The organism is Pseudomonas sp. Pseusp97 (genome assembly GCF_047304025.1).
Lineage (GTDB): Bacteria > Pseudomonadota > Gammaproteobacteria > Pseudomonadales > Pseudomonadaceae > Pseudomonas.
Window position 1 is genome coordinate 40395 of record NZ_JBGLYK010000011.1, and the last position, 18260, is coordinate 58654.

At 65.8% G+C, this 18260-nt stretch carries 13 protein-coding genes and 1 pseudogene; 6 read left to right on the forward strand and 8 right to left on the reverse strand.

Annotated elements, in window-relative coordinates:
• Positions 1-67 precede the first annotated feature (67 nt).
• Entirely contained in the window at positions 68-2278 is a 2211-nt protein-coding gene (locus tag ACCC94_RS04280) for a DNA internalization-related competence protein ComEC/Rec2 (RefSeq protein ID WP_413348182.1), read from the reverse strand.
• Between the two features lie 153 nt (positions 2279-2431).
• Here ACCC94_RS04280 and ACCC94_RS04285 point away from each other — a divergent pair, with 153 nt between their 5' ends.
• The gene (locus tag ACCC94_RS04285; protein ID WP_413348169.1) at positions 2432-2962 is read left to right on the forward strand and encodes a DUF2062 domain-containing protein; all 531 of its coding nucleotides are present in this window, start codon (positions 2432-2434) and stop codon (positions 2960-2962) included.
• 184 nt (positions 2963-3146) lie between these two features.
• On the opposite strand, the gene ACCC94_RS04290 is transcribed toward ACCC94_RS04285, so the two are convergent.
• From ACCC94_RS04290 to ACCC94_RS04300, 3 genes are read right to left on the reverse strand one after another with little or no spacing between them, the layout of a single operon-like run.
• On the reverse strand, positions 3147-4394 hold the full coding sequence (locus ACCC94_RS04290; RefSeq protein ID WP_413348170.1) for a lipoprotein-releasing ABC transporter permease subunit: 1248 nt from the start codon (positions 4392-4394) through the stop codon (positions 3147-3149).
• Positions 4395-4405: 11 nt separating this feature from the next.
• On the reverse strand, positions 4406-5104 hold the full coding sequence (lolD, locus tag ACCC94_RS04295; RefSeq protein WP_413348171.1) for a lipoprotein-releasing ABC transporter ATP-binding protein LolD: 699 nt from the start codon (positions 5102-5104) through the stop codon (positions 4406-4408).
• A complete protein-coding gene (locus ACCC94_RS04300) occupies positions 5097-6350 on the reverse strand; it encodes a lipoprotein-releasing ABC transporter permease subunit (RefSeq protein ID WP_413348172.1) in 1254 nt (417 codons plus the stop codon). Before ACCC94_RS04300 ends, lolD begins: the two co-directional genes overlap by 8 nt.
• A gap of 124 nt (positions 6351-6474) precedes the next feature.
• Between ACCC94_RS04300 and ACCC94_RS04305 the strand changes: the two genes are divergently transcribed.
• From ACCC94_RS04305 to ACCC94_RS04315, 3 genes are read left to right on the forward strand one after another with little or no spacing between them, the layout of a single operon-like run.
• Positions 6475-7050 (forward strand): PilZ domain-containing protein, encoded by a 576-nt coding sequence (locus ACCC94_RS04305; protein WP_413348173.1) that lies wholly within the window; start codon positions 6475-6477, stop codon positions 7048-7050.
• Positions 7051-7064: 14 nt separating this feature from the next.
• Positions 7065-7379 carry a phosphodiesterase gene (locus ACCC94_RS04310; protein ID WP_413348174.1) on the forward strand — a complete coding sequence of 105 codons (315 nt, stop codon included), beginning with the start codon at positions 7065-7067 and terminating at the stop codon, positions 7377-7379.
• Positions 7376-8098, forward strand: coding sequence for a glycerophosphodiester phosphodiesterase (locus ACCC94_RS04315; RefSeq protein WP_413348175.1), 723 nt, complete (start codon positions 7376-7378; stop codon positions 8096-8098). The genes ACCC94_RS04310 and ACCC94_RS04315 overlap by 4 nt, the downstream gene beginning before the upstream one ends.
• 42 nt (positions 8099-8140) lie before the next feature.
• On the opposite strand, the gene sthA is transcribed toward ACCC94_RS04315, so the two are convergent.
• The 4 genes and pseudogenes from sthA to ACCC94_RS04335 all read right to left on the reverse strand — a co-directional run bounded on the left by sthA (position 8141) and on the right by ACCC94_RS04335 (position 13859).
• Positions 8141-9535, reverse strand: coding sequence for a Si-specific NAD(P)(+) transhydrogenase (sthA, locus tag ACCC94_RS04320; RefSeq protein ID WP_413348176.1), 1395 nt, complete (start codon positions 9533-9535; stop codon positions 8141-8143).
• Positions 9536-9745: 210 nt separating this feature from the next.
• The gene (locus ACCC94_RS04325; RefSeq protein WP_413348177.1) at positions 9746-10759 is read right to left on the reverse strand and encodes an FAD:protein FMN transferase; all 1014 of its coding nucleotides are present in this window, start codon (positions 10757-10759) and stop codon (positions 9746-9748) included.
• Positions 10760-10915: 156 nt separating this feature from the next.
• A pseudogene (locus tag ACCC94_RS04330) lies at positions 10916-12283 on the reverse strand (amino acid permease); the annotation flags it as partial.
• Between the two features lie 109 nt (positions 12284-12392).
• Positions 12393-13859, reverse strand: coding sequence for a glyceraldehyde-3-phosphate dehydrogenase (locus ACCC94_RS04335; protein WP_413348183.1), 1467 nt, complete (start codon positions 13857-13859; stop codon positions 12393-12395).
• Between the two features lie 140 nt (positions 13860-13999).
• Here ACCC94_RS04335 and mfd point away from each other — a divergent pair, with 140 nt between their 5' ends.
• Both mfd and ACCC94_RS04345 read left to right on the forward strand, forming a co-directional pair.
• Complete coding sequence (gene mfd / locus ACCC94_RS04340; RefSeq protein ID WP_413348178.1) at positions 14000-17464, forward strand: transcription-repair coupling factor; 3465 nt, start codon at positions 14000-14002, stop codon at positions 17462-17464.
• An 11-nt stretch (positions 17465-17475) separates the two neighbouring features.
• Positions 17476-18138, forward strand: coding sequence for a CsiV family protein (locus ACCC94_RS04345; RefSeq protein ID WP_413348179.1), 663 nt, complete (start codon positions 17476-17478; stop codon positions 18136-18138).
• Positions 18139-18260 lie beyond the last annotated feature (122 nt).

Consider the following 18260-nt stretch of genomic DNA (forward strand, 5'->3'; position numbering starts at 1 on the left):
GTGAATCCCCTGAAAAAAAGTGGCGCCACTCTAGCACAGGGGCCGTGGCGAGCCGACCGCCCGAGGGTCAATTTTCCTGCCAGAAATGTGCACCTTCCCGCACTCCCCGGACCTCGCCATGGGCACCGAGCGTCAGGGTCAGCGCGCCCTGCTCCGCCGTATCCTGAATCCGGATACCCAGCGCGCGGAAGCGCTCGACGACCGACGGATGCGGATGACCGTAGGGGTTGTTGGCGCCGCGGGAGAAGATCGCCGCGGAAGGCCGGATCGCCCGCAGGAAGGCCGGCCCGGAGGAGCTGCGGCTGCCGTGGTGCCCGGCCAGCAGCCAGTCGATGCGCTCGTCCGGATGTGCGGCCAGCCAGGCCAGTTCGGCGGGTTGCGGAAGATCGCCGGTGAGCAGGATGCGCTCGCCATTGGCTTCGATTTCCAGCGCGCAGGAGCGGTCGTTGCTTTCCCTGGCGCCCGGCCATGCCCAACTGGAAAGGCGCACGCCGTCGATGGCCCATTCCTGGATTCGACAGGGCTTTGCCTGTAACTCGGGTGCCAGTCTTTCCGGCTCCCCGCTGATGACTTGTGCCGGCCGCAGCGAACGTTTCACCGCTCCCGCGCCGCCGGCATGGTCGTTGTCCGCATGGCTGAGCATCAGCATGTCCAGGCGACTGATGCCCAGGCTGCGCAACGTCGGCACGACGACCCGTTCGCCGATGTCGAAATCGCCATTGCGCGCCCCCGTGTCGTAAAGCCACACCTGGCTGCGCGTTCGGATCAGCACCGACAGGCCCTGCCCGACGTCCAGAACGCGGATCTCTGCCGTGCCTGTGGCGGGCAGCGGGACTGACGGCCAGAACACCGGCAGGAACATCATCAGCCCCAGGGCCCGCAAAGGCACACCGGCCGGTGCCAGCAGGAGCAGCGCCCCCAGCATCGCCAGCGCCAGCGCCCAGGTCGGCGCGGCGACTGGCTGCCAGGCGGGCGCCAGCCCGGCCATCCAGCCCAGCAGGCGGAACAGCAATTCCAGCAGGCCGCCCGAGACCCAGAGCAGGGCCTCGCCCAACCAGGGAACACCAAGCGCCAGGCTCCCCAGCAGCGCCAACGGCACGACGATCAGCTCCACCCAGGGCACGGCGATCAGGTTGGCGACCACGCCGGAAACGCTCAGCGGCAGACCGAGGGCGATGGACGCTGGCAGCAAACCAACCGCCATCAGCCATTGCGCGCGCAGCCAGGTGCGCCAGGCGGTCCAGCGTCCCAGGCGCCCGGAGAAGCCGAAGATCAGCAAAGCCACCGCCGCGTAGGACAGCCAGAAGCCCGGCAACAGCACCACCAGCGGCTCGACCAGCAGCACCGCCAGCAAGGCACCGAGCAAGGGCGTCCACAGCCCTCGATGGCGATAGCGCAGGCGCCACAACAGGACAATGGTGACCATGACGCAGGCGCGCTGCAGCGGTACGTCGAATCCCGCCATCAGGCTGTAACCCCAGGCACCACATGCCGCCAGCAGGCAGGCGCAAGGCAGCCAGGGCAGGCGCACCGGCCAGCAACCGAAGCGCGCCAATCCGGCAACCAGTGCATAGAGCACGCCCGCGAGCAGCGAGATGTGCGAGCCGGAAATCACCATCAGGTGTAGGGTCCCGGTGTCCTGCAGCACCTGCCAGTCCGCCGTGGTCAGCCCGGAGGCATCACCCAGCACCAGCGCTGCCAGCGCGCCGGAGCGGCCGTGGGCGTCCACCGCCAGCAAGCGTTGCCGCCAGGCCTCACGCCAGGCGCTGGGGCCGCTCGAGACCTCCAAACGCTGTCCGTCCTTCACGCTGCCGGTGGCACCGATACGCTGGGCCATGAGCCAGGCTTCGTAATCGAACCCTGCGCCATTGGCCATGCCATGGGGGCGCTTGAGTTTCACCGCCAGCCGCCAGCGCTCGCCGCCCTCCACCGGCGGTCCGCCGAACCAGGACAGGCGCAGCGTGGCGGGGACCTTCGCGCGCGGGCTGGAGACATCGGCCAGAAGAAAGCGCACCGATGGCCCGGAACGATCCGGCAGGCCCTCTACCCTGCCCTCCAGCCACAGCGTGCGGCCGTCCAGCTCCGGCGCCAGGCGATCATCCAGCGCCCACTGCGCCGACTGGCAGGCCCAGGCGAAGCCGAGCAGGCACAGGCCGATGAAGTAAGCGCGGGTGAACAATAGCGGGAGTGCGGCCAGCGCCAGAATCAGCAGCACCCAGCCGGACGGCAGTGCCGGCATCCAGCGCAGCGCCAGCAATCCCAGGGCCAATGCGAACATCCCTGTACGAGGCATCCCGACCTCCCCCGGCGACTTGGCGCAACCGCCGGTCCGATTGGCCTGCAGCGGTTACACACGGACATAGTTGGCAACCAATGACTGTCACCCAGCTAGGCATAATGTGGCGTCGTCCGTCTGCCAGAGATTTCCTTCATGCCGCGCCGAATCTTCAAGCGCTACATGCCGGATCCGGAGAGCATCAGGAACCACAAGGGCCTGCGCTTTCTCGGACCGCTGATCCAGTCGCCCAACCTCTGGCACCTGAATCGCCGCTCCGTGTCCCGCGCCATGGGCATGGGGCTGTTCGCCGCGTTCATCCCGATCCCGCTGCAGATGCTGCTGGCCGCTTCGCTGGCGGTGTGGGTGCGGGCGAACCTGCCGATCTCGGTGGGACTGGTCTGGCTGACCAACCCGATCACCATGCCGCCGGTGTTCTACTGCACCTACAAGATGGGCGCCTGGGTCATGGGCATCCCGGCGCGCGTGCTGCCCGACCACCTGACCTGGGAATGGATCAGCGGCGAGTTGGCGATGCTCTGGCAGCCCTTCCTGCTGGGCTCGGTGATCTGCGGGATCTTGGTGGGCATCCTCGGTTACCTGCTCACCGAGGGTTACTGGCGCTGGTGGATCGGCCGCAGCTGGCGGCGGCGCCGGGCGCTGCGCAACCTGCAGCAAGGGCTATAGGCGCAACCGCCGCCTCGGCAATCACGGCTTTTCGTAGGAGCGAGCTTGCTCGCGAACCGCCCAACTCCAGAGCTGCCAGTGAGATTGTTCGCGAGCAAGGACTAGGCGTCCCCCTCGGTCCTACAGGGTTATGCCTGAAACGAAAAAGCCGCCCCGAAGGGCGGCTTTGTCATCGGCCGGTGGATCACTCGTAACGCAGCGATTCCGCCGGCTGGGTCGAAGCCGCGCGCCAGGCCGGGTAAAGCGTGGCGAGGAAGCTCATCGACAGCGCCGCGACGCAGATCAGCACGATGTCGCTGATCTGCGGGTCGGACGGCAGGTAGTTGATGAAGTAGATGTCCGAGTTGAACACGTGGGTGCCAGCGACGCGTTCCAGGGTCGAGACGATGGCTGTGACGTTGTAAGCCGCCAGCACGCCCAGCACGCAACCGATGACCGTGCCGATCAGGCCGATCACCGTGCCCTGCACCATGAAGATGGCCATGATCTGCTTCGGCGTGGCGCCCAGGGTACGCAGGATGGCGATGTCGGCGCGCTTGTCGGCTACGACCATGATCAGCGTGGCGATGATGTTGAAGGCGGCGACCGCGACGATCAGCAACAGCAGCAGGCCGATCATGGTCTTTTCCATCTTCATCGCGCTGAACAGGCTGCCCTGGGTGTGGGTCCAGTCCACCGAGCGGTAGCCGCCGCCAAGCTGTTTGGCGATGGCTGCGCCGACTTCAGGCGCCTGGAACAGGTCCTTCAGAGCGATGCGCACGCTCTGCACCTGGCCGGGCTGCCAGCGCATCAGGCTTGCAGCGTCGTCCACATGGATCAGCGCCAGGGTGCTGTCCAGCTCGGCGCCGACCTTGAAGATGCCGACCACGTTCAGGCGCTGCATGCGCGGGGTGATGCCGCCGGGCGCGGTGCTCGGCTCCGGAACGATCAGCAGCAGGCTGTCGCCGACGTTGACGTGAAAACGGCGCGCCGTGATCTCGCCGATGACCACGCCGAACTCGGTGGCCTTGAGGTCGTCGAGGCTGCCGCGGACCATGTGCTGGCCGATGATCGACACCTGGGTTTCCAGCGCCGGATCGACGCCATCGACCTCGATGGGTTGCATCATGCCCTTGTAGGAGAGCATGCCGTCCACCTCGGTATAGGGCACCGCGCCAACGATCTTCGGGTTCTGCTTCGCCACCTGGGCGACGCGCTGCCAGTCGTCCAGCGGGCCGCTGGCCTGCTGCAGCACGGCGTGCGGGACCATGCCGAGGATGCGCGAGCGCATTTCCTTCTGGAAGCCGTTCATCACCGAGAGCACCACGATCATGGCCAGCACGCCCAGGGCGAGGCCGATCATCGAGGTCAGGGAGATGAACGAGATGTAGTGGTTGCGGCGCTTGGCCCGGGTATAGCGGGTGCCGATGAAGACGGACAGGGGTCTGAACATTCCGTTATCCCTCAGGCGGCGACCAGCCGGCCCTCCTCCAGGCGCAGCACGCGGTCCATCTGCTGGGCGAGGTGGGTGTCGTGGGTCACTACCAGGAAAGCGGTGCGCAGGGACTGCGACAGCTCCAGCATCAGCTCCTGGATGCCGTGGGCGGTGTGCTGGTCGAGGTTGCCGGTAGGCTCGTCGAGCAGCACCAACTGCGGGTTATTCACCAAAGCGCGGGCGATGGCCACGCGCTGGCGCTCGCCACCGGACAGCTCCGACGGCTTGTGGCTCAGGCGATGGCCCAGGCCCACGCGCTCCAGCAGCGCAGTGGCACGCTGGCGCGCCTCGGGGATCGGCGTCTTGCCGATCAGCAGCGGCATGCAGACGTTCTCCAGGGCGGTGAACTCGGGCAGCAGGTGGTGGAACTGGTAGACGAAGCCCAGCGCGCGGTTGCGCAGCAGGCCGCGCTGCTTCTCGTTGAGCGCCGACAGCTGCTCGCCGGCCAGCCAGACGCTGCCGGTACTGGGCGTGTCGAGGCCGCCGAGCATGTTCAGCAGGGTGCTCTTGCCCGAGCCGGAGCTGCCGACGATGGCGACGCGCTCGCCGGGCAGCAGCTCCAGCTGCACGCCAGAAAGCACCTCGACCGACTGCGGACCTTCCTCGTAGCGCTTGCCGAGGTCGCGGCAGCTCAGGACGGCCTGGTCGTTGGGGGTCGGCTTACTCATAACGCAGGGCCTCCGCGGGCTGGGTGCGGGCCGCACGCCAGGCCGGATACAGGGTGGCGAAGAAACTCAGGATCAGCGCGGCGCTGCATACCAGGATCACGTCCTCGCTCATCAGTTGCGAGGGCAGGTAATCGATGAAGTAGACGTCCGCGTTGAGGAACTTGTGTCCCAGCAGGCGCTCCAGCAGGGCGATGGCGGAGCTGACATTGAGCGCCGCGAGCACGCCCAGCACGCCGCCGATGAAGGTGCCGATGACGCCGATCACCGTGCCCTGGACCATGAAGGTCGCCATGATCTGCCCCGGCGTGGCGCCCAGGGTGCGCAGGATGGCGATGTCGGCCTTCTTGTCGGTGACGACCATGACCAGGGTGGAAATGATGTTGAACGCGGCGACCGCGACGATCAGCAGCAGCAACAGGCCGATCATGGATTTCTCCATGCGGATCGCCTGGTACAGGTTGCCGTGGCTGCGGGTCCAGTCGCGGGCGAAGTAATCGTTGCCCTTCAGCGAGCGGGCGATTTCCCAGGCGGTACGCGGCGCCTGGAACAGGTCGTCGAGCTTCAGGCGCAGGCCTTCGACCTGACCTTCCTTGAGGCGGCGCATGCGCGCGGCATCATCGATGTGGACCATGGCGACGTAGCCGTCCAGCTCACCGGCGCCGACATGGAAGTTGCCGACCACGGTGAAGCGCTTCATCCGCGGGAACATGCCGGCCGGGGTGACCGAGACTTCCGGGGCGATGAAGGTGACCTTGTCGCCCAGCTTCACGCCGAGGTTCTTCGCCGCCTTGTCGCCGATCAGGATGCCGAACTCGCCGGGCTTGAGGCTCGAGAGCGAACCTTCCTGGAAGAACTGGTCGATGATCGAGACCTTGCTCTCCTCGTTCGGGTCCACGGCGTTGATCAGCACCTTCTGCACCGTGCCGCCGGCGCTGAGCAGGCCCTGCATCTGGATGAAGGGCGCGACTTCCAGCACGTTGGGGTGCTGGGTCTTGATCTGCCCGGCGATGCCCTGCCAGTCGGAGATGGGCTGGTAGGACTCGACCGTGGCGTGGGGCACCATGCCCAGCACGCGGGTGCGCATCTCGTGGTCGAAGCCGTTCATCACCGAGAGCACCACGATCATCACCACCACGCCCAGCGCGAGGCCGATCATGGAGGTGAGCGAGATGAAGGAAACGAAGTGGCTGCGGCGTTTGGCGCGTGTGTAGCGCGTTCCGATGTAGACGGAAAGGGGTCTGAACATGTGGGGCCGAATGAGAAGGTGAAGAGTGCGTCGGGCGTCAGTTCCATCTGGCGTGCGACTTCCGTGTGGCGAGGCTCGGCAGGCGGCTTTACACTCAGACCATCACTGCCGCCGTGGGTTCGCCATGTCCACTCCAGACGCGGATGACCGCCGCGAATACTATCGTATTGAAGACACGCTCGCATTGGAATTTCGCCCGCTGCGCGAGGACGAAATCCAGTCGCAGGAAGTGCTTCAGGATGATTCCGCGCTGTTCAACCTGCTCAGCGACCTGCACCTGACCGACTTCGAGTCGCAGCATCTGCTGCGTCATATCAATGAGCGCGACCGTCCGCTGGCCAGCTACCTGAAGGTGATGAACAAGCGCATAGACCTGATCGCCCAGGCCCTGACCCAGAGCCTGCTCAGCGAGATCGGTCCGGCGCGCAAGGTCACGCTGTCCGAAGGCGGCATCGATTTCCGCGATGCCCAGCCGCTGCCGGTCGGCCAGGATCTGGCGCTGAAGATCATTCTGCTGCCCCACGGCCTGGGCCTGCTGCTGCGCGCCAAGGTCACCCATTGCCAGCAGCAGCCCGAGGGCGACTACGAGATCGGCACCGAATTCGAGATGCTCGGCGACGCCCCGCGCCAGTTGCTCGCTCGCCACATCCTTCAGCGCCAGGCACTGGAACGCCGGCAGGCCAAGGCCCGCGAAGAATGACCCAAGGGAAATCCATGCGCCATCTGCTGCTCCTGTTGAGCCTTGTCACCCCGCTGCCACTGCTGGCGGATACCATCGAGATACCCGTGGGCGCCCAGGGCGATCCGCATATCGTGCTGCCGGCCCGAGGCGAGAGCCAGAAGGCCGTGCTGGAGCGCTTCGGCCCCCCGGACGAGGAGCACCCGGCAGTGGGCAAGCCGCCCATCTCGCGCTGGGACTACCGCGAATTCAGTGTCTATTTCGAAAGCGGGGTGGTGGTCGATGCCGTCCGCCAGCACCGCTCGCAATACCTCAAGGACCTCTCACCGACTCCCAAGGAGCCCCAGTGACTCTGATCTATGGCCATCGCGGCGCCAAAGGCGAAGCACCGGAAAACACCCTGAACAGCTTCCTGCGCTGCCTGGAACATGGCGTGAAGCGCTGCGAACTGGACCTGCACCTGTCCCGCGACGGCGAGCTGATGGTGATCCACGACCCGACGCTCAAGCGCACCACCGGCCGCCGGGGCAAGGTCTCCGAGCAACTGGCGGAGGATCTGGTGACCATGGACGCCCGCGACGGCGGTCCCGGCTGGGTGCGCCCCTGCCCCATCCCGCGTCTGGCGGAGCTGTTCGAGCGCTGCGAGTTCGAACACTGGCAGCTGGAAGTGAAAAGCGCGTCGAAGGATCGCGCCAGCCGCACGGTGCAGGCGATTCACCAACTGGTGGGCCGGTTCGGCCTGCGCGACCGCATCACGGTGACCTCGAGCTCGCGCACCGTGCTGCGCGCACTGGAGGAGCTGGCGCCGGACCTGTCTCGCGGGCTGGTGGCCGAGTACGCCTGGCTCGACCCGCTGAAGGTCGCCGCGCACTACGGCTGTGATCTGCTGGCGCTGAACTGGATGCTGTGCACCCCGGAGCGCCTGCTGAAAGCGCAGAAGCAGGGGCTGCACGTGTCGGTGTGGACGGTCAACGAGCCCGCGCTGATGCGCCGGCTCGCCGATTTTGGCGTGGATAGCCTGATCACAGACTTTCCCGGTTTGGCCACTGCCACGATCGGGAATCGCTGAGCAGGTTCTCCCCGACCGGCTCAGGCCGCCGGTCGGGGTACTTCAAAAAATCCGGTTCAGGCCGTCGAACGCCGCTACGCGGTAGGCTTCGGCCATGGTCGGGTAGTTGAAGGTGGTGTTGACGAAATACTTCAGGGTGTTCAGCTCGCCGGGCTGGTTCATGATCGCCTGGCCGATGTGGACGATCTCCGAGGCCTGGTCGCCGAAACAGTGCACACCGAGGATTTCCAGGGTGTCGCGGTGGAACAGGATCTTCAGCATGCCCACCGGCTCGTTGGAGATCTGCGCGCGGGCCATGCCCTTGAAGAAGGCCTTGCCCACCTCATAGGGAATCTTCGCCACGGTCAGTTCCTGCTCGTTCTTGCCGATCGAGCTGATCTCCGGAATGGTGTAGATACCGGTCGGCACGTCGTTCACGAAGCGCCAGCCATCGTGCTCGACGATGTTGCCGGCAGCCGAACGGCCCTGGTCGTAGGCGGCGCTGGCAAGGCTCGGCCAGCCGATCACGTCACCCGCGGCATAGATGTTCGATACCGAGGTGCGGTAGTTCTCATCGGTCTCGATCTGGCCGCGGCTGTTGACCTTGATGCCGATGTTCTCCAGGCCCAGGCGATCGGTGTTGCCGGTGCGGCCGTTGCACCACAGCAGGGCGTCCGCCTTGATCTTCTTGCCCGACTTCAGGTGCAGGATCACCCCGTTGTCCAGGCCTTCCACGCGCTCGTATTCCTCGTTGTGACGGATCAGCACGTTGTTGTTGCGCAGGTGGTAGCTCAGCGCATCGGAGATTTCGTCATCGAGGAAGCTCAGCAACTGGTCGCGGGTGTCGATCAGGTCGACCAGCACGCCCAGGCCGCTGAAGATCGAGGCGTACTCGCAGCCGATCACGCCGGCTCCGTAGATGATCAGGCGGCGCGGAGTGTGGCTCAGCGACAGGATGGTGTCGCTGTCGTAGACGCGCGGGTGGTTGAAGTTGATGTCCGCCGGACGATACGGGCGCGAGCCGGTGGCGATGACGAACTGGTCTGCCACCAGGCGCTCCACGGCGCCGCTGGGGGTCACGACTTCAACGGTGCGCTCGTCGACGAAGCTGGCGGTGCCGTTGAACATGTCGATACGGTTGCGTGCGTAGTAGCCGGTGCGCGAGGAAACCTGCTTGGAGATCACCCGCTCGGCGCTTTTCAGCACGTCCGGGAAGGAGAACCAGCGCGGCTCGCCGATCTGGCGGAACATCGGGTTGGTGTTGAACTCGATGATCTGCTTCACCGAGTGACGCAGTGCCTTGGACGGGATGGTGCCCAGGTGCGTGCAGTTGCCGCCGACCACGCGACGGCTGTCCACCACCGCCAGCTTGCGCCCGTACTTGGAGGCGTTCATCGCTGCCCCCTCGCCTGCCGGGCCCGTGCCGAGAATCACCACGTCGTAGTTGTAGACAGCCATGCGTACTCCTTCAGAACAGGCCGGGGCGCTCGCTTGGCGCTCCCGGCAAAACCCCGGCACCACATGCGCCGAGGCGGATCGAAATCATTGGCGCAGCTTAGCCCTGCGGCAAAAGGCTGCACATTAGCGGTTGGTCGGCAGGTAGGCGAATTTTGCCGCCACTACATGCCTTTGCCGCCGTCGCGGGCGCCATCATGCCCGCCGAAGCTTTCATTCAGGCGACGGAAACAGCGCTTCGAAGCGCGTCGTCGCGCGGGTCACGAAGCCCTCGCCCTGGCGCATGATGAAGAAGGCCGCCAGCCCATTGCGCTCGGCAAAGGTATAGCCCTCCTCCGGCCCCAGCACCATCAGCAGGGTCGACAGGCCATCGGCGCGCAGGGCCTGGGCCTCCGCCACGGTGACCGCCGCCAGCGCATGCCGCACCGGCGCGCCGGTGCGCGGGTCGAAGGTGTGCGAATAGCGCAGCCCACCCTCCTCGAAATAGTTGCGGTAGTCGCCGGAGGTGGACAGGCCGATGCCGTCCAGCGCCACCGAGCGCTCCACCTGACGCTCGCGCTCACTGCTGGGCACTTCCAGGGCGATTCGCCAGGGCGTGCCGTCGGGCTTGCGGCCCACGGCCTTGAGCTCGCCGGTGATTTCCACCAGGTAGTCGGTCAGGCCCAGCTCGGCCAGACGCGCACTGACCCGGTCCACCGCGTAGCCGGCGACGATGCTGTCGAAGTCCAGCTGCGCGTCGACGTCCTTGCACAGTTGATCACCGTTCAGACGCAGATGCTGATGGCCGACGCGGGCGCGTTCCCGCTCCAGCGCGGCCGCTTCCGGCACCTGCTCGCCGCGTGACTGCGGACCGAAGCCCCAGAGGTTCATCAGCGGCTCGACGGTGAGGTCGAAGGCGCCGCCGCTCTGCTGGGAAAGCTGCTCGCCGTAATGCCAGAGCGTCAGCATGTCCGTGGGCACGGCCATACAGGCACCGGCTGGCAAGGCGTTGAAGCGGGACACCACGGAGTCGTCGCGGTAGGTGGAGAACTGCTCGTCGAGGCTCGCCAGGATCGCATCGACCTCGGCCTTGAGCTTCGCTGCATCCGGTGACTTGTCAGTGGGCACGAACTGCACCGTGTAGCTGCTGCCCATGGTCGGGCCCCCGAAGCGCTCGACGGAGGGCCCGCAACCGCTCAGGGCGGCCAGAACCAGCACGATCAACAGGCTTGCACGGGACAAGGTCATCTCCATCAGCCGCCAGGCGCGCGGCGCCGGCATTCTACCGCAAGCACCCGGCGCCACTGTTGCCGCTCCGGCAAAGGTGCATTACCAAAAGAAAACGGGAGCCGAGGCTCCCGTTTCTCAACCGGTTCAGGCGTTGGCCTTGGCCGGGGACTTGCGCTTGAACAGGTAGCACACCCCCATCAGCACGATCCATACCGGGATCGCGTACACCGACACGTCGATGCCCGGGATCTGCAGCATGATGCCGAGGATGAACACCACGAAGGCCAGGCACAGCCAGTTGCCGTAGGGGTACCAGAGCGCGCGGAAGAACGGCTGCACGCCCTTGGCCACCATGGCCTTGCGGAACTTCATGTGGGCCAGGCTGATCATCGCCCAGTTGATCACCAGCGCGGCGACCACCAGCGACATCAGCAGCTCCAGCGCCTGGTGCGGGATCACGTAGTTGACCACCACGCAGGCCAGGGTGATGAAGGCCGAGACGCCGATGGCCAGCAGCGGCACGCCACGGTCATCGACCTTGGCGAAGGCGCGCGGCGCATCGCCCTGCTCGGCGAGGCCGAAGAGCATGCGGCTGTTGCAGTACACGCAACTGTTGTAGACCGACAGGGCGGCGGTGAGTACGACGAAGTTCAGGATGTTCGCCGCGTACTCGCTGCCCAGCAGCGAGAAGACCTTCACGAACGGGCTGCCGCTATAGGGGTCGCCGGCGCTGCTGATGCTCTGCAGCAGGGCATCCCAGGGGTACAGCGAGAGCAGCACGGCCAGGGCGCCGATGTAGAAGATCAGGATCCGGTAGATGACCTGGTTGATCGCCTTGGGGATCACCTTCTTCGGCTCGGAGGCTTCGGCGGCGGTGATGCCGACCAGCTCCAGGCCACCGAAGGAGAACATGATGATCGCCAGGACCATCACCAGGCCCTTCCAGCCATTGGGGAAGAAGCCGCCATGCGCCCACAGGTTGCTCACCGACGCCTGCGGGCCGCCGGTGCCGCTGACCAGCAGCCAGATGCCGAGCAGGATCATGCCGATGATCGCGACGACCTTGATGATCGCGAACCAGAACTCGGTCTCGCCGAAGGCCTTCACGTCGAACAGGTTGATGGCGTTGATCAGCACGAAGAACACCGCCGCCGTCGCCCAGGTCGGGAAGTCCGGCCACCAGAACTGGATGTACTTGCCGACCGCAGTCAGCTCCGACATGCCCACCAGGATGTACAGCACCCAGTAGTTCCAGCCCGACATGAAGCCGGCGAAACCGCCCCAGTACTTGTGCGCGAAGTGGCTGAAGGAGCCGGCGACGGGCTCCTCGACGATCATCTCGCCGAGCTGGCGCATGATCAGGAAGGCGATGAAGCCGCCGATGGCGTAGCCGAGGATCATCGACGGGCCGGCGGATTGCAGGACGCCGGCAGAGCCCAGGAACAGGCCGGTACCGATGGCGCCGCCGAGGGCGATCAGCTGGATGTGGCGGTTCTTCAGACCGCGCTTCAGCTCGCCTTCATGCAGATGTTGTCCATCCATTTGAAGTCTTTCCAGGTTCGGGGATTGGCAGATTTTATTGATGTTTTATGGGGGTGCCACTAACGAAAAACGGGAGCCCGAGAGCTCCCGTTTATCTAGACCGCCTGGATCAGCGCGGGAAAGCCGGCGGGTTCACGCCAGCCATGTCTTCCATCACGCGGACGACCTGGCAGCTATAGCCGAACTCGTTGTCGTACCACACATAGAGGACGACGCGGTTGTCGTTGGCGATGGTCGCTTCGGCATCGACGACGCCGGCATGGCGGGAGCCGACGAAGTCGGTGGAAACCACTTCCTGGGAGGAGACGAAGTCGATCTGCTTCTGCAGGTCCGAGTGCATGGCCATCTGGCGCAGGTACTCGTTGATCTCTTCGCGGGTGGTGGCCTTTTCCAGGTTCAGGTTGAGGATGGCCATGGAGACGTTCGGCGTCGGAACGCGAATGGCGTTGCCGGTCAGCTTGCCTTTCAGAACCGGCAGGGCCTTGGCGGCAGCGGTCGCGGCGCCAGTCTCGGTGATCACCATGTTCAGCGGCGCGGCGCGGCCACGACGGCTGCCCTTGTGGAAGTTGTCGATCAGGTTCTGGTCGTTGGTGAACGAGTGAACGGTTTCGACGTGGCCGTTGACGATGCCGTACTGGTCGTTCACCGCCTTGAGCACCGGCACGATGGCGTTGGTGGTGCAGGAAGCGGCGGAAACGATCTTGTCGTCAGCGGTGATGTCGCCATGGTTGATGCCATGGACGACGTTCTTCAGCGCGCCCTTGCCCGGAGCGGTCAGGATCACGCGGTCGATGCCCGGGCACTTCAGGTGCTGGCCCAGGCCTTCGGCGTCACGCCACTTGCCGGTGTTGTCGACCAGCAGGGCTTTCTTGATGCCGTACTGGGTGTAGTCGATCGACGCCGGGTCGTTGGAGTAGATCACCTGGATCAGGTTGCCGTTGGCGGTGATGGTGTTGTTTTCTTCGTCGATGGTGATGGTGCCATCGAACGGGCCATGCACGGAGTCGCGGCGCAGCAGGCTGGCACGCTTCACCAGGTCGTTGTCGGCGCCCTTGCGCACGACGATGGCGCGCAGGCGCAGGCCGTCGCCGCCACCGGTCTTCTCGATGAGGATGCGCGCCAGCAGGCGGCCGATACGACCGAAGCCGTACAGGACGACGTCGGTGCCTTCGCGGGCGCCGCCGTTCTGCTTGCCGACCACATCGGCCAGCTCGTCCTTGGTGAACTGCTCGATGCTGCGGCCGTTACCTTCGGTCTTGAACTTGGCGACCATCTTGCCCAGGTCTACCGAGGCGGCGCCCAGCTTGAGCTCGCTCATCGCCTTGAGGATCGGGAAAGTGTCGTGAACCGACAGCCCGCCTTCTTCGGCCAGGCGGTGACGGGCGAAGCGGTGCGCTTTGAGGATCGCGATCACCGAACGGTTGATCAGGCCACGGCCGTAGATCGAGGTCACCACGTTGTTGTTACGGTACAGCTGACCGATCAGCGGAATCATGGCTTCCGCGAGGGCTTCACGATCGATCCACTCACCGAGACACTGGTCGGGCTTCTGGGTCACGGGCAATACCTTCCACATGTAGGAGAAGAAAAAAGGGGCTACATTATGACGGCGCGAACAATCGCCGGCAATCCGCAGCGGTCGTATGACTGACATCCGTCAATCGGGATAGTTACAATCCGATGGGTCAAATTCCTCGACCGGAGCCACGACTGCCCGTGTCCGTATTACCTATTCCCAGCTTGCCGACCGCGGCCGGCAAGCAATCCTGGGGCAACCTCCCCGGCGCCGCCCTGAGCCTGGCCATCGCCGAGGCCGCAGGGCCGGCTAAACGTTTCACCCTGTTGCTCACTGCAGACAGCCAGAGCGCCGAGCGCCTGGAGCAGGAGCTGCGCTTCTTCGCGCCGGACCTGCCGGTGCTGCAGCTGCCCGACTGGGAAACCCTGCCCTACGACGTGTTCTCGCCGCACCAGGACATCATTTCCCAGCGTGTCGCCGCCCTTTACCAGTTGCCCGAACTGCGCCGCGGCGTGCTGGTGGTGCCCATCACCACCGCCCTGCACCGCCTGGCGCCGGCGAAGTTCCTGCTCGGCAGCAGCCTGGTGCTGGATGTCGGCCAGAAGCTCGATGTCGAGCAGATGCGCAGCCGCTTCGAGGCCGCCGGCTACCGCTGCGTGGACACCGTCTACGAACACGGCGAATTCGCCGTGCGCGGCGCGCTGATCGACCTGTTCCCGATGGGCAGCGAGCTGCCCTACCGCATCGATCTGTTCGATGACGAAATCGAGACGCTGCGCACCTTCGATCCGGAAACCCAGCGCTCCATCGACAAGGTGGACAGCATCCGCTTGCTGCCGGCCCGCGAATTCCCGCTGCGCAAGGAAGCGGTGACCGGCTTCCGTGGCCGCTTCCGCGAGCGTTTCGACGTCGACTACCGCCGCTGCCCGATCTACCAGGACCTGGCCAGCGGCCTGACACCTGCCGGCGTCGAGTACTACATCCCGCTTTTCTTCGAAGATGGCGAGACTTCGACGCTGTTCGATTACCTGCCGCAGGACACCCAGGTGTTTTCCCTGCCGGGCATCGAGACCGCCGCCGAGCAGTTCTGGACCGACGTCCGCAATCGCTACGAAGACCGCCGCTACGATCCCGAACGCCCGCTGCTGCCGCCAGCCGAAGTCTTCCTGCCGGTAGAGGACTGCTTTGCCCGCCTGAAGAACTGGCCGCGCGTGGTGGTCAGCCCGGAGCCGATCGAAAGCGGCGTCGGCCGCGAGCGCTTCCCTGCGCAAGCGCTGCCGGAACTGGCCATCGAGGCCAAGGCCAGCGAGCCGCTGGCGCGCCTGCGCCAGTTCATCGAGCAGTTTGACGGGCGCATCCTCTTCACCGCCGAATCCGCCGGCCGCCGCGAAGTGCTGCTGGAACTGCTGGCGCGGCTGAAGCTGCGCCCGGTGGAGGTCGAGGGCTGGCCGGGCTTCCTGGCGCACAAGGACCGCCTGGCAATCGCCATCGCGCCGATGGACGAAGGCCTGCTGCTGGACGCTGACAAGGGTCAGCCGGGCATCGCCCTGGTGGCCGAGAGCCCGCTGTTCGGCCAGCGCGTCATGCAGCGCCGCCGCCGCGAGAAGACCCGCGACGGCGGCGAGAACGTCATCAAGAACCTCACCGAGCTACGCGAAGGCGCGCCGGTGGTGCACATCGACCACGGCGTCGGCCGCTACATGGGCCTTATCACCCTGGAGATCGACGGCCAGAACGCAGAATTCCTCGCCCTGCAGTACGCCGACGAAGCCAAGCTCTACGTGCCGGTGGCCAACCTGCACCTGATCGCCCGCTACACCGGCAGCGACGACGCCCTGGCGCCGCTGCACAAGCTGGGCTCGGAAACCTGGCAGAAGGCCAAGCGCAAGGCCGCCGAGCAGGTCCGCGACGTCGCCGCCGAATTGCTCGACATCTACGCCCGCCGCGCCGCGCGCAAGGGCTACGCGTTCAAGAACCCGCAAGCGGACTACGCCACCTTCTCCGCCGGCTTCCCCTTCGAGGAGACCCCGGACCAGCAGACCGCCATCGAAGCCGTGGTGGCCGACATGCTCGCCGACAAGCCGATGGACCGCCTGGTCTGCGGCGACGTGGGCTTCGGCAAGACCGAGGTGGCCATGCGCGCGGCCTTCGTCGCGGTGCACAGCGGCAAGCAGGTTGCCGTGCTGGTGCCTACCACCCTCCTCGCCCAGCAGCACTACAACAGCTTCCGCGACCGCTTTGCCGACTGGCCGGTGAGCGTGGAGGTGATGAGCCGCTTCAAGTCCGCCAAGGAAGTCGAAGGCGCCGTGGCGCAGCTGGCCGAGGGCAAGGTCGACATCGTCATCGGCACCCACAAGCTGCTGCAGGACGACGTCAAGTTCAAGAACCTCGGCCTGGTCATCATCGACGAAGAACACCGCTTCGGCGTGCGCCAGAAGGAGCAGCTCAAGGCCCTGCGCAGCGAGGTGGACATCCTCACCCTCACCGCCACGCCGATCCCGCGCACGCTCAACATGGCCGTGGCCGGCATGCGCGACCTGTCGATCATCGCGACGCCGCCGGCGCGCCGCCTCTCGGTGCGCACCTTCGTCATGGAGGAACAGAAGTCGGTGATCAAGGAAGCGCTGCTGCGCGAACTGCTGCGCGGCGGCCAGGTGTACTTCCTGCACAACGAGGTGAAGACCATCGAGAAGTGCGCCCGCGACCTGGCGGAGCTGGTGCCCGAGGCGCGCATCGGCATAGGCCACGGGCAGATGAACGAGCGCGAACTGGAACGGGTGATGAGCGACTTCTACCACAAGCGCTTCAACGTGCTGGTGGCCTCGACCATCATCGAGACCGGCATCGACGTGCCCAGCGCCAACACCATCCTCATCGAGCGCGCCGACAAGTTCGGCCTGGCCCAGCTGCACCAGCTGCGCGGACGCGTCGGCCGCAGCCACCACCAGGCCTACGCCTACCTGCTCACCCCGCCGCGCAAGCAGATGACCCCGGACGCCGAGAAGCGCCTGGAAGCCATCGCCAACGCCCAGGACCTGGGCGCCGGCTTCGTGCTGGCCACCCATGACCTGGAAATCCGCGGCGCCGGCGAACTGCTCGGCGACGGCCAGAGCGGGCAGATCCAGGCGGTGGGCTTCACCCTCTACATGGAGATGCTCGAACGCGCGGTAAAAGCCATCCGCAAGGGCGAGCAGCCGAACCTGGAACAACCGCTGGGCGGCGGCCCGGACATCAACCTGCGCGTACCGGCGTTGATCCCCGAGGATTACCTGCCGGACGTCCACGCCCGCCTGATCCTCTACAAGCGCATCGCCAACGCCGCCGACGAGGATGGCCTGCGCGAGCTGCAGGTGGAAATGATCGACCGCTTCGGCCTGCTGCCGGACCCGGCGAAGAACCTGATCCGTCTGACTTTGCTGAAACTGCAGGCGGAAAAGCTCGGGATCGTGAAGGTAGATGCCGGCCCGCAGGGAGGCCGGGTAGAATTCGCCGCCGATACCTGCGTCGACCCGCTGGTGCTGATCAAGATGATCCAGAGCCAGCCCAATCGGTACAAATTCGAAGGGGCCACCCTCTTCAAGTTCCAGGTGCCCATGGAGCGCCCGGAAGAACGGTTCAACACGCTGGAGGCGCTGCTCGAGCGCCTCACGCCACAGACTCACTAAGGACACTGTGCATGCGCCTGTTCCAACCCTTGCTGCTGTCGCTGGCGCTTCTCTCGCCGGCCGCCTTCGCCGAGCCTTACCAGGTGGAGCTGATTCTCTTCCAGCAGTCCGGCGACCCCGTGTTCGCCAGCCGCCCCGCCCCCGACGACTGGGCCAAGGGCGCACAACCGCCGGGCCCGGACAGCTCGCGCCCCACCGCCATGGACGCGCAGGTCGCCAAGCTCAAGCAGAACGAAGGCTTCCAAGTCCTGATGCACAAGGCCTGGCGCCAGGAGATCGATGCCAATCCGGTGAAGGTTTCCCTGAGCGAAGGCGCCCAGCGTGACGGCCACTTCCCGGTGGAAGGCTCCGTCACCCTCAGCCAGCAGCGCTTCGTGAACACCCAGACCGACTTCTGGATCAACCAGTTCGGCCCGGACGGCCTGCTGGCCGCCAGCCAGCACATGGTCCAGGAAGCCAGCCTGAAGAACAGCGTGCTGACCTACCTCGACCATCCGAGCCTGGGCATGCTGATCAAGGTCACCCCGCTCAACGCCAAGCCCGCCTCCGCACCGCCGCCCGGCATGGAAGACGAGGCGCCCACCGGGCCGGAGGCTCCGCAGCAGCCACAGGCGCCCGCCGCTCCGGCAGACGGCGGTTTCGACGCTCCACCGCCGGCACAGCCCGCGCAATAACGAAAAAGCCCGGCATTCGCCGGGCTTTTTTTGCTCTTCGTAGGAGCGGGGGTTGTGGGGGCACCCCCGGGGGCCGGGGCGTGGAATTTTGGCGGCCACAGGGGCCGGAAAGGAAAACAAAA